This is a genomic window from Rugamonas violacea, assembly GCF_016461825.1.
In the GTDB taxonomy this organism is placed as follows: domain Bacteria; phylum Pseudomonadota; class Gammaproteobacteria; order Burkholderiales; family Burkholderiaceae_D; genus Rugamonas.
Map to the genome: position 1 here is coordinate 108,949 of NZ_JAEMNU010000119.1, position 11,887 is coordinate 120,835.

The following is an 11,887-nucleotide window of genomic DNA, read 5'->3' on the forward strand; positions in this document are numbered from 1 at the left end:
GTGGGACCTTCGGCCAGGCCGCCGGCACGGCGCATCGCCGAAACGACAACGCCCACTGGCGGGAGTGGGCGTCGCGCCACCGATGTTCCGGGTGGCCGGTGGCGCAATCGCGCCACCGGCACGGCAGTTTTCAAGCCGGGTGTCAGGTCCGCCGGTCCGCCTGGTGCCGAATAATCGCTTCGGCTGGGGCGGGCAGCTTGGCGAACATGAGCAAGGCATCGATATGCCGGTCGTAGCCTGGGGCCGCCAACTCCTTAATCAAGGGCAGGTTGAGGGCCGAAAACACCGGCACCCACTCGTCGCCCTGGGCGCCGCGCCGGCGTATCGCCAGATCAGGGTTGAATTGGTAGCACCCCGTCGCCAGGCGTTTGAACAGGCGGCGGTTGTATGCGTAGTCGCGATCGATCTCGTTGCGTGCCAATACACTGGAAATGAAGGCGCGCTTGCGACGTTCCGGTGGCAGCAGGCCGGCCGGCAGCGTTGCGTAAGCCCTCAGCACCATGGCGGCGTCGAAGCTGCCGCGGTCGCTGGCGTCGGCATTGCCGAAACAGGACTTGAACAAGGCCCACATGGTTTGCATCAGCAGATATTCGGACTGATGCGCGTCGATGCGTATCAGGCGCTCGCCCGCCATCACGTCGATGCAGGCCGGCGCCACCAACCGGTAGACGGCGCCGAACGATGCCTTGGCATAGGCGCCATCGCGGAACGCCGTCGCCATTGCCCAGTGGAGGGCGTTGCGGCCAATATGGTCGACCGCGCCGGTGTCGGCTCCGCGGTCGAGTAAAGCCTCGATCAGCGCGATGTTGCCGGCCGCCGCCGCCGCCATCAACGGCGTTTGATTCATCGACGTGCGATGTTCGACGCCATGCTTGTCACACAAGCGGAGAATGTCTTTGATATTGCGCGCAAAATACGCCAGGTAGGGGCGCCGGCCAAGCGTTACGCCGAGCTGGCGAAAATTGCGCGCCTGCTCGACGCCGGCGGCGTGCACCAGGCAATCGGCCAGCACCGGTTCGTCGAAACAACTGGCGTATTCGTATAGCTGGTTCCTGTGCTTGCTGCCCGGCGCCTGTTCGCCGAAAACCTTCGCCAGCGTCTCGCGCAGCCTGGCCTCGTCGAATACCGGCCATGGCACGGGGGTGGTCTGCAGAATCATGCGCTCGATCGCCTCGGCCTGTTCCTGCTTGCCTTGCAAGGCAAGCTTGCGCGCTTCCTTTTGCCAGTCTTCGAGGCTCGATGCCTGCGCCGCGATTTTTTCGTCCGTCCGCGCCTGCCCGATGGCGAGCAAACCTAGCAGAGGGTGCGCGCTATCGGACTCGATCAGGTAGACGTTGCGGATCGCCCTGGTCAGGGCCACATACAAGGCGTTGACGTAGAACTTGTAGATTTCGAGCGACTTGTCGTTTTTGTCCTTGGCCCGGCTGTACGTCAGATCGTCGCCAACGAGGTCGGCTGCGCTGACGCCGTCGGCGATCTCGTTGAACTGGGCGCGGTTGTCGGAAACGAAGCGGTACAGCACGATGCTGTCGTATTCGAGTCCCTTGGCTTCGTGCACCGAAAAGATCAAGGGCGTGTCGAAGTGCTTGCGCGCTTCGGCCTTGTCTTCGTCGCGCAGCACCAGCACCGCAAAGCGGGTCGAACGGCGGGTTTGCGCGTTCAGGTCGCGCCGCGCGTTGTCGCTGTCGGCCAACAGGTTGACGATGCCGGCTTCCTGATTGACGGCATCGACCAGGAAATTGCTCTCGCGGTCAATCGAACCGAAACGCCGGTGTTTGATTTTCAGCAGCGTGTTGGCGATGCGCGTGACCTGCCTGCCGTTCCTGAAATTGGCGCGCAACACTTGCAACTGTTGCCGCTCCGCCAAGTCTGGGTCGCGCCAGAACAAGGACTTGATTTTGCTCCAAGAGAAAAAATTCGGGTGCACGATCTGGTTCGAATCACCGCACAGCAAGAACTGGCCCGGCTTCTTCAACGATTGGAGTACCAGTGCCAGTTGGATCGGGGTGAGATCCTGCACTTCGTCAACCACGATGAAGTCGTAGCGCGGCTGGACCTGGCGCAGCCGTTCGTGCGATACCAGGTTCAGATCGAATAGTTCGGCCTCGTGCAGCCAGGCCCTGTATTTTTCGAACAGATCGTATAGCGCGGGACGCTCGGCCGACGCGAAGATCGATTGCCGCGTGCCCAGCGCGGCATATTGCGCGCCGCTCAGGACGCCGGTGGCGTCGGCGGTGAGCACGCCGCGCACCTCCTCGAATGCCTGGTGCGCGTCGATGCCCTTGAATTGCTGGCGCATGCGCGCGAACCACGCGGAGAATTCGCGCCAGCCGGCCTCGCGGCCGGCGGGAATGCGTATCGATTCGACGTATTCGCGGTAAGAAAGGAAGTTCGCTTCCTGTCCCTCCCGTTCGTATCCCTGGGCATAGTACAGGTCGCGGGCCGACTGGGCCAGATAGGCCGAATGGGTGACATACAGGACCTCGCCCTGCGCATGTTTCATCTTTTCGAGCGTGAGCGCGGTCTTGCCGCTGCCCGCGCTGCCGACGATGATGAGCGGCGCCGCTTTATGGTAGATGCTGTGTTGCGCGTCGTCGAAGGAAATGACTTTGTCGAGCCAGTTGACCTGCCTGCGTTCCGGATGGAGGTAGCGCAGCGTTTCGGCGGCGGCGATCGCTTCGGCCAGCTCGGCCGCCGGAATCTTGTCGTCGTCGACGCTGGCGCCCCGCAGGAAGCGGGATTTGTCATAGGCATGTTGCTCGATCACCTCCAGCATCAGCGCGTACACCTCGCCATTGAAGCGTATGGTGGTGAACAGCAGGCGGTCGGCATAGTCGAGCTTGGCGCGAAAGAACTTGCCGTGCGTTAGATTCGACAGCTTCTTGACATCGGCCGAGCGGAAGTCGTCGCGCTCGATGGCTTGTCGAACCTTGTCGTATCGCGCCCTATTGCTGGGTGCGGTGAATTCAGCATACTCGAGGATTTTCATGGGATGGTGGCGCCGAGCCGAGTTGTTGTTCAGAAATGTGCCGCCCGGTATTCTAACTGCTGGCCAGTGCGGCCGTTGCCCAGTGTGGCATGGGCGGCGCGACCGGTGTTTGACGGAGTGCGCCCGCCGTCGGCAGCGGCAAGCCATTGGGGCCGCCGGGCGGCAACTGTCGTGGAAAGCTGGCGAGCCAATCCGCCTGAACGCTTAGTTCACGGCGGCCATGCATTCTATTTCAGCCATGCCGCCCACTTCGACGATGTCGGCCTCCATGACGCGATGCAAAAGGCTGTAGTCGACCCGCCATTGCTGGTCGCCGACGACCATGCTGACAGTCTTATCGTTGCGGCGGGTAACCCTGCCGCTGCGCTCTAGCCCATTGCGATCGAGGTAGCCGACGACGTCGCCGACAGCGATCTCGTGGCGGTTCAAACCGCGTGGCGCCGGTTGGCGGATTTGCACATCCGCGCCGTTCAGATTGATCGATGGGTAATCAATCAGCCAGCGCTTGCCGTCGTCGCGATCGATGATCAACACGGTCTTGCGGCGCAACTCGCGAATTGTTCCGCATCGCAGGGTGTTGGCCCTGGCATCGAAATACTCGATCGACTGTCCCAGCGTCAGGCGCGCTTGTATCGCCCGCACGCGAGCCGGTTCGTCAAGGGCCACGCTGATGGCGGCGCGCAAGCGAAATAATTCGAATGCCGAGGCCTCGTTCAAAACGGTCAATACATCGGAAAAATTCATACTCAATACGATCCGGATCAAGGTTGTAAAAGATAGCGGTGCTGAGCCGGGGCTGACGCCGCCAGCGCTGTCGCCTTGCCTGCCCGTCGTCAATGCCACGACGCAGACCAGGCGGGCTGCCATCGTGGCGGATCTGGAAGAGTTATGGGCGGTCAAACAAGCAAGGCGTGGCCGCCGCCGCCGCACACTGCCGCTGTGCGCCTAGCCAGCGTCGGCGGCGTCCCCGTCAGGGCCGTATTCCAAGGGCTTCACGCCTTCTTGCAAAACAAGGTGGGGGTATTCCCGCCCGAGCAGACTTTTTGTTGCCTTGCCCTTCTTGCGAATTTCAAAACACCATGGCGAGCGGACATCGTAGTCGTAGTACAGCTTCTTGCTTCGCCCAAGAGGGAAGATGTCGCCAAGATGGATACGCCATATGTCGTTGTCGCCCCCGGCCCATTCGCCATCGGCGGTGAACCAAGTCTTTCTGCCGCGAGGTCCATTCGCCAGGTAAAAATATGACAGGTGATCGCCATCGAAATTGACCGTGCCAATGATGAATGAGGCCAGATCGCCCAGTGTGCCATCGGCCGGCAGCTCAAGTACGAAGCGATACGCTTGCGAAAGATATCGACCCCTGACGCAGGCGATTGAAAAGGTAAGAATGTCACGCATGAGTGGTTGCTGCCGCCGCGTTGGAGAAATGCGCACACGCCGCTTCATCCGCCGCTATCCTGTCAGAAATTTACCGGGGTGGAGGACTTGGTATTGCATACGGAAAAAAGCCCACTGGCATGAGTGGGCGTTGCGTGAAACATGTTCTTGGTGGCCCGGGGCGGAATCGAACCACCGACACAAGGATTTTCAATCCTCTGCTCTACCAACTGAGCTACCAGGCCAAGGCGCGCAATTATAGCAGAACATCAGGCTGCTGCCAGCGCGTGCGCAGGGCGGCGCGGTGGTTGCGGCTGACGCGCAGCGCGGTCCCTTGCGCCAGATGCAGGACGGCGTCGCCGTTGGCCGCCGTCTCGATCTGCTCGATGCGGTCGAGCGCGACCAGCATGCGTCGGTGGATGCGGACGAAGCGGCGCGGATCGAGCCGCGCCTCCAAATTGAGTAGCGTGTCGCGCACCAGATGCTGTTGCGTACCCACGTGCAGCGCCACATAGTTGCCCTGGGTTTCGATCCAGTCGACTGTCGCCAGGTCGAGATGGCTGATGCGTCCGAGTGCCTTGATCTCAACCCGCGTCAAATGGGGCGAAGCGGGAGGTGACAACCCAGCTGTCGCCGGCGTTGGCGTGGCCGTCACCGCAGTCGCCGTGACCTTTGCCGCAGTCGCCGCCATCCCCGGTGCCGTAGTGGTGGCCGCCATAGCAACCGCCGCACCGTGCCGGCGGAACAACTGCGCCGCGTGGGCGAAAGCCAGATAAGCCGCCAGCACGCACAGGAGCAAGGAGAAGTCGGCCACCAGCTGGTCGACCAGTTGGGCCGGCGTCGGCAGCCAGCGGCCCTGGTAGAACCAAGCCGCCAGCAGGCCGGCGACGGCGATCAGCGCGAAGGCCAGCGCGGCGGCGGCGGCACCCTGCGCCAACAGATGGCGCCAACGTCCCGGCCCGGACAGCGGAAAACGGCGCGACACCACCAACAGCAGCGGCGTCGCCGCGCTGCCCAGCAGGGCGGCCACGGCGATGCGCAGCACCTCGTCGGCCCAGCCCAGCGCGTGCCCCGCCTGATGGGCGCGCAGCACGTTGCCCGGTTCGAGTACCAGCAGGAAGGCCAACCAATACGCATAGGCGTAGGCCTGCCGGCGCAGCCACGGCGGGCCTCGGCGCGGCGTGGCTTGAGACTGAAAAATGGGCAGGGTCAGCATGCCGATGATTCTAGCAGGGCGCGGCCGGCCGTCCAGAAACGCTCCCGCAGAGGCCTCGCAAAGGCGCCGCAAAGGCCGCGTAAAGGCGTTCCAAAGGTTTCGCAACGGTGCCGGAAATTCCCTCGGAACGCCCGGCAGTGCCCCAAGTACGGGCTTTTGTGACGAGCCGAGGCAAGCTTGGGACGAATCGGTCTGGCCCGGCGCGGGCCGTGGCGCGACACTGGCCGCCTGTTCAACGTGAGGAGACGTCATGTTCAAGTTCCGTCGCGCCCTGGCCATGCTGGCCGTGCTGCTGGCCCCCTTTCACATCGTCGGCGCGGCGCCTGGCGCCGTCGTGCGCACCGACGCCGGCGCCGTGCGCGGCGAGCGTGCCGCCGGTCTGGACGTGTATCGCGGCCTACCCTTCGCCGCCGCGCCGCTGGGCGAGTTGCGCTGGCGCGAACCGGCCCCGGTGCCGCCCTGGCCGGACGTGCGTCCGGCCACCTCCTTCGCGCCGGCCTGCATGCAGCAGGGCGTGTCGATGCCGGGCGAGACGCCGCCCGAGGTCAGCGAGGATTGTCTCTACCTGAACATCTGGACGCCGGCCAAACGGGCGCGCGGGCCGCTGCCGGTGATTGTCTGGATCCACGGCGGCGGCTACAACAATGGCTCGGCCAGCATGGCGCTTTACCATGGCGACGCGTTGGCGCGCCGGGGTGTGGTGGTGGTGACGCTGGCCTACCGGCTCGGCGCGTTGGGCTTTCTCGCCCATCCGGCGCTGACTCTGGAATCGCCCCATCAAACCTCGGGTAACTACGGCCTGCTCGACCAGATCGCCGCGCTGCGCTGGATACAAGGAAATATCGCGGCCTTCGGCGGCGATCCGCGCCGGGTCACCATCGCCGGGCAGTCGGCCGGCGCGATGTCGGTCAGCGCGCTGCTGGCGGCGCCGTCGGCGCGCGGCCTGTTCCACGGCGCCATCGCGCAGAGCGGCGGCATCTTCGAGCCGCTGCAACTGGCGCCGGGCTACCAGCAGGCCAACGCCGAGCGCGCCGGCGCCGCCTTCGCCGAGACGCGCGGCGCGGCTACGCTGGCGCAGCTGCGCGCGCTGCCTGCGACACGGCTGCTGGGCGGCGACGCCGAAGCGCTGGCCCACCCGGTGGTCGACGCCCATGTGCTGCCACTGACGCCCTACGAGGCCTACGTTCAAGGCCGCCAGCACGACGTGCCGCTGCTGCTCGGCTCCAACGCCGAGGAGGCGCGCTCCCTGGTCGACGTGGCCGCTGTGACGGCCGCCGACTTTGCCGCCGGTGTCGAGCGCAGCGTTGGCCGCTTGCCACCGGCGCTGCTGGCGGCCTACCCGGCGGCCGACGACGCCCAGGCGCGCGAGGCGCGCCTGGGCCTGGAGCGAGACCTGCGCTTCGGCTGGGACATGTGGGCCTGGGCCAGGCTGCAGGCGGCGGCCGGCGGCCGGCCGGCGTACTACTACGCCTTCTCGCAGCGGCCGCCGTTCCCGCCCGCGTCGCCTTACGCCGGCTGGGGCGCCAGCCACTTCGCCGAGCTGTGGTACATGTTCGACCATCTGCCACAGGCGCCGTGGTCTTGGCATGACGGCGACCGCGCGCTGGCCGACAGCATGGCGCGGTACTGGGTGAACTTCGCCCGCAGCGGCAATCCGAACGGCGCCGGCCTGCCGCGCTGGCCGGCCTTCGGCGGCGCCGACGCGGCCGACCAGGTGCTGCATCTGGGCGCGTTTATAGGTGCCGGCGGCGTCGCGCATCTGGAGCGCCTGCGCGTGTTCGACGCGGTCTACGACGGCGTGCGCGGCCGACCCTTCGGCATGCGCTAGCGGACTTGGGCGCCCGCCGCCGGCGGCGCCCGCGCCGCTGTGGATGCGTTGCAACATGGCGCGCCCCGGGACGATTCGGCGCCGCCCGTGGCGCGCCGGGGCGGCAACGAAATGTCTTGATGCCCGCGCTTGCCCAGGTGTAATCTCAATTTTCAAGATATTCACCAATTCTCACCCCCATCCCCGTTGGCCTTGGACGCAGTGTCTTCCTTGAGAGCGCCGGACTCGTCCGGTCGCTCGGTGAACGCCAATCCGACTAGATGGGAATTGAGATGACTATCGCCAAACGCTTATACATCCTGATCATCACCGTGGTGATCGGCCTGGCCGCCATGGCCGGCCTGGGCATGTACCAGATGAACGTGGTGTACAACGGCGCCAATTTCGCCAACATCAACACCGTGCCGAGCCTGTTGACGCTGGACGAGGCCTTCGTCGCCGTGGCCCAGCTGCGCACCCAGGTGTGGCAATACATGGCGCTGAGCGATCCGGCCAAGAAGGCCGAGATGAGCAAGGCGATGGGCGAGGCCCACGCCAAGACCATCGCGGCCTTCAACAAGTACGAGAAGGAGAACCTGGCCGGCGACGGCGACAAGGCCGCCCTGGCGGCCGACCGCAAGGCGCTTGAGGAATACGACGTCCTGCGCGGCAAGGTGCTGGCGCTGTCCGGCGAGGGCAAGGGCGACGAGGCGCGCGACCTGTTGTTGTCGCAGCAGGCGGTGCTGGCCAAGCTGCGCGACACCATGGACGCCCACCGTCAGCTCAACGCCGACCTCGGCACCCAGGGCGCCAAGGACGCCGAGGCGACGCTGGCCCGCGCCAAGCTGCTGTCGAGCGGCATCGCGCTGGCGATCATCGCCGCCGTGGCGGCCATGGGACTGCTGCTGGTCAAGCGCATCGTCGGCGCGATCATGGTGGCGGTCGGCATCGCCGAGGCGGTGGCCGGCGGCGACCTGACCTGTCACATCGACGCCCGGGGCGGCGACGAGACGGCCCAGTTGTTGCGCGCCCTGAAGCGCATGACCGACAGCCTGGTGTTGATCGTCGGCCAGGTGCGCAGCGGCACCGACACCATCGCCACCGCCTCCGGCCAGATCGCCAGCGGCAACCTCGACCTGTCCTCGCGCACCGAGCAGCAGGCCAGTTCGCTGGAGGAGACCGCCTCGTCGATGGAGGAGCTGACCAGCACCGTCAAGCAGAACGCCGCCAACGCGCGCCAGGCCAGCCAGCTGGCGGTGTCGGCCTCGGACGTGGCGCTGCGCGGCGGCGCCGTGGTGACCCAGGTGATCGACACGATGGGCTCGATCGACGCCTCGGCCAAGAAGATCGTCGACATCATCGGCGTCATCGACGGCATCGCCTTCCAGACGAATATCCTGGCGTTGAACGCGGCGGTCGAGGCGGCCCGCGCCGGCGAGCAGGGCAGGGGTTTCGCCGTCGTCGCCTCCGAGGTGCGCAACCTGGCGCAGCGTTCGGCGGCGGCGGCCAAGGAGATCAAGACCCTGATCAGCGATTCGGTCGAGCAGGTCGACGCCGGCAGCAAGCTGGTCAACCAGGCCGGCGCGACGATGGACGAGGTGGTCGCCAGCGTGCGCCGGGTGAGCGAGGTGATCGGCGAGATCAGCATGGCCAGCCAGGAGCAGACCTCGGGCATCGAGCAGATCAACCAGGCGGTGACGCAAATGGACACCGTCACCCAGCAGAACGCCGCGCTGGTCGAGGAGGCGGCCGCCGCCGCCGCCTCGCTGCAGGACCAGGCCGGTATCCTGGCCCAGGTGGTCAGCACCTTCCGGCTGAACATGGCGGCGACGCGGCCTGCCGCGCCGGCCCGCTTGCGTGGCGCCGGCCAGCCGGTGCTGCTCGGCCAGTGAGCTGTCAGTGAGCTGTCAGTGAGCGGTCAGTGAGCGTCCAATGAGCAACCAACGAGCGGCCAACGAGCGGCTGCTAAGCTGCCGCCAAGCGGCGGACCGCAGCGGGCGGGGCCGCCGTGTCGGCGGCGAAGTGCCCGGCGCGCCTCGCGTCGCCGCTTGGCGGCGCTAACCGGCGCAGGCGGCTTGCGCCGCCCGCGCCGGACCGTCCGCCAGCCTGGCCAGCAAGGTCTCCAGCGGCATGGCGTGGCCGTACAGATATCCCTGCAAACAATCGCAGCCGTTGGCCGTCAGGAAGTCGGCCTGCGCCTGCGTTTCCACGCCCTCGGCCACCACGCGCAGACCGAGGTGGCGCGCCATCGCCAGGATGGCCTGGACGATGGCTTTGTCGCTGGCGTCGTCCGGCGTGTCGCGTACGAAGCTGCGGTCGATCTTCAGCTCGTACAAGGGCATCTTCTTCAGGTAGGCCAGGCTGGAATAGCCGGTGCCGAAATCGTCGATGGAAAAGCGCAGTCCCATGGCGGCCAGTTCGTGCATGCGGGCGATGGTTTCGTCGAGCTTGTCGATCAGCAGGCCCTCGGTGACCTCCAGAATCAGCAGGGCGGCCGGCGCGCCGCTGGCGGCCAGCGTGCGCCGCACCTGCGCGACGAAGTCGTCCTGGCGGAACTGGCTGGGGCTGACGTTGACCGACAGCGGCAGCGGCCGGCCGGCCGCCTGTAGCCGCAGCACGGCGGCGCAGGCCTGCTGCAGCGCCCACAGGCCGAGCGGGCGGATCAAACCGCATTCCTCGGCCACCGGGATGAACACGGCCGGCGCCACCATGCTGCCGTCGGCGCGGCGCCAGCGCATCAGCAGCTCGGCGCCGACCACCGCGCCGGCGCGGTCGACCTGCGGCTGCAGGTGCATGCATAACTCGCCGCCGGCCAGCGCGGCGGCCAGGTCGCGCTCCATCGTCAGGCGCTGTTCGACGTCGGCCTGCATCGCCGTTTCGAAGAAGGCGATGCCGTTGCGGCCGTCCGCCTTGGCGCGGTACATCGCCGTGTCGGCCTCGCGCAGCAGGTCTTGCGCCGTCTGACCGCGCTGCGGCAGCAGGGTCACGCCGATGCTGGCGCTGGACTGGTAGGACTGGCCTTCGATCTCGAAGCAGTCGGCGATGGCGCGGCGGATCTTTTCGGCCACCAGCAGCGCCGAGTGGCTGGCGCCGGCGACGTCCTGCGCCAAGTGGGCCAGCAGCACGACGAACTCGTCGCCGCCGATGCGCGCCACCGTGTCGGCCTTGCGCATCAAGCCGCTCAGGCGCTGGGCGGCGTTGCGCAGCAGGGCGTCGCCGGTGGCGTGGCCGCGCGCGTCGTTGATGTACTTGAAGTGGTCGAGGTCGATGAACATCACCGCGCTGATGCTGCCGCCGCGCTGCGAACTGGCCAGCAGCTTGTCGAGCCGGTCCATCAGCAGGCGCCGGTTGGGCAGGCCGGTCAGCACGTCGTAGAAGGCGAGGCGGTGGATGTCGTCCTCGGAGCGTTTGCGTTCGCTGATGTCGCGCTCGACGGCGACCCAGTGGGTGTTGTTGCCGCCCTCGTCGGCGAAGGGCACCAGCTCGGTCTCGACCCAGTAGGCCTCGCCGGCCTTGGTGTAGTTGAGCAGCTCGGCGCGCACCGCCTCGTTGCGCGCCATCGCGGCGGCGATGCGGGCCAGCGTCTCCGGCTCGGTGTCCGGCCCGCGCAGCAGGCGCAGGCCGCGCCCCAGCACCTCGTCGCGGCGGTAGCCGGTGCGCCGCTCGAAGGCCTGGTTGACGAAGATGATGTGCTGGCCGCCGTCGGCCGCTTCGGCCGCGCGGTCCGCGCCGGCCACCCCGGCCGGCCCGGCGGCGGCGTCGACCTCGGCGATCAGCACCATGTCGTTCAGGCGCGCCACGGCGGCCGAGGTCAGGCGCAGCTCGGCGTTGAGGATCTGCAGCCGCTCCTGGCCCTGTTCCAGCGACAGCGTGCTGGCCCCCAGCTGGTCGAGCGAGCGCGCCAGGTGCCGCAGCAGCACGGCGCAGGACAAGGTCAGCACGGCGCTGATGAAGAGGAAGTTGAGGGTGACGATGGCCGACTTGAGGAAGGCGTAGTCGGGCACGCCTTCGAAGTGCAACTGGCCGTTGGCCTCGTAGCCGAGCACCATCACCGCCAGCGCGGCGGCGGCCAGCGACCATAGCGCCGGGCGCAGGCCCAGCAGCAGCGCCGCCAGCACCGGGATGGCCATCAAATAGATCTGGCTGACCGGGCCGATTTTGAGCAGCAGCACCACGCCGATCAGGAAGGCGACCGCCAGGAAGTTGAGCACGCGGCTGCGGTAGGGCAGGCTGGTCCAGCGCCAGATGGTGGCGATCCAGAGCAGCGCGACGACATCGCTGACGACGATCGCCCACATGCCCTCGCTGGCCGCCAGCAGGGCGCTGGGCACGGCGGTGAGCAGGCCCAGGACCAGGATGGCCAGCAGCAGCCGGGCGAAGATTTGCGCCCGCCAGTGCGCGATATCGTTCGGCGCAGCCACAGGATCGACCTCCATGAGCGGAATGCATGGTTGTACGAATGATATTGCCGGGCCTGGCCCGCATGGACGGGCTGGGC

General features: G+C 66.8%; 7 protein-coding genes and 1 tRNA gene. 2 read left to right on the top strand and 6 right to left on the bottom strand.

Going from position 1 to position 11,887, the window contains the following annotated elements:
• Positions 1-142: 142 nt before the first annotated feature.
• The 5 genes from H7U20_RS21585 to H7U20_RS21605 form a co-directional block, all read right to left on the bottom strand.
• On the bottom strand, positions 143-2,989 hold the full coding sequence (locus tag H7U20_RS21585; protein ID WP_199761202.1) for a UvrD-helicase domain-containing protein: 2,847 nt from the start codon (positions 2,987-2,989) through the stop codon (positions 143-145).
• A 204-nt stretch (positions 2,990-3,193) separates the two neighbouring features.
• On the bottom strand, positions 3,194-3,856 hold the full coding sequence (locus H7U20_RS21590) for a hypothetical protein (RefSeq protein ID WP_199761203.1): 663 nt from the start codon (positions 3,854-3,856) through the stop codon (positions 3,194-3,196).
• A gap of 78 nt (positions 3,857-3,934) precedes the next feature.
• On the bottom strand, positions 3,935-4,387 hold the full coding sequence (locus H7U20_RS21595) for a hypothetical protein (protein ID WP_199761204.1): 453 nt from the start codon (positions 4,385-4,387) through the stop codon (positions 3,935-3,937).
• A 148-nt stretch (positions 4,388-4,535) separates the two neighbouring features.
• Positions 4,536-4,611, bottom strand: a tRNA-Phe gene (locus H7U20_RS21600).
• A gap of 11 nt (positions 4,612-4,622) precedes the next feature.
• Positions 4,623-5,582, bottom strand: coding sequence for a LytTR family DNA-binding domain-containing protein (locus H7U20_RS21605; RefSeq protein ID WP_199761205.1), 960 nt, complete (start codon positions 5,580-5,582; stop codon positions 4,623-4,625).
• 250 nt (positions 5,583-5,832) lie between these two features.
• Here H7U20_RS21605 and H7U20_RS21610 point away from each other — a divergent pair, with 250 nt between their 5' ends.
• Together H7U20_RS21610 and H7U20_RS30810 are read left to right on the top strand one after the other, a co-directional pair.
• Positions 5,833-7,410: a carboxylesterase/lipase family protein gene (locus H7U20_RS21610; protein ID WP_199761206.1), complete on the top strand. Its 1,578-nt coding sequence runs from the start codon at positions 5,833-5,835 to the stop codon at positions 7,408-7,410.
• A gap of 272 nt (positions 7,411-7,682) precedes the next feature.
• Positions 7,683-9,281 (top strand): methyl-accepting chemotaxis protein, encoded by a 1,599-nt coding sequence (locus tag H7U20_RS30810; protein WP_199761207.1) that lies wholly within the window; start codon positions 7,683-7,685, stop codon positions 9,279-9,281.
• A gap of 165 nt (positions 9,282-9,446) precedes the next feature.
• On the opposite strand, the gene H7U20_RS21620 is transcribed toward H7U20_RS30810, so the two are convergent.
• Positions 9,447-11,825: a putative bifunctional diguanylate cyclase/phosphodiesterase gene (locus H7U20_RS21620; protein ID WP_233410976.1), complete on the bottom strand. Its 2,379-nt coding sequence runs from the start codon at positions 11,823-11,825 to the stop codon at positions 9,447-9,449.
• Positions 11,826-11,887 lie beyond the last annotated feature (62 nt).

Bases quoted from the DNA above. Each gene is read 5' to 3' on its own strand.
- H7U20_RS21595 (WP_199761204.1), bottom strand. From the start codon at position 4,387: ATGCGTGACATTCTTACCTTTTCAATCGCCTGCGTCAGGGGTCGATAT.
- H7U20_RS21585 (WP_199761202.1), bottom strand. From the start codon at position 2,989: ATGAAAATCCTCGAGTATGCTGAATTCACCGCACCCAGCAATAGGGCG.
- H7U20_RS21605 (WP_199761205.1), bottom strand. From the start codon at position 5,582: ATGCTGACCCTGCCCATTTTTCAGTCTCAAGCCACGCCGCGCCGAGGC.
- H7U20_RS21620 (WP_233410976.1), bottom strand. From the start codon at position 11,825: ATGGAGGTCGATCCTGTGGCTGCGCCGAACGATATCGCGCACTGGCGG.
- H7U20_RS21610 (WP_199761206.1), top strand. From the start codon at position 5,833: ATGTTCAAGTTCCGTCGCGCCCTGGCCATGCTGGCCGTGCTGCTGGCC.
- H7U20_RS30810 (WP_199761207.1), top strand. From the start codon at position 7,683: ATGACTATCGCCAAACGCTTATACATCCTGATCATCACCGTGGTGATC.
- H7U20_RS21590 (WP_199761203.1), bottom strand. From the start codon at position 3,856: ATGGCAGCCCGCCTGGTCTGCGTCGTGGCATTGACGACGGGCAGGCAA.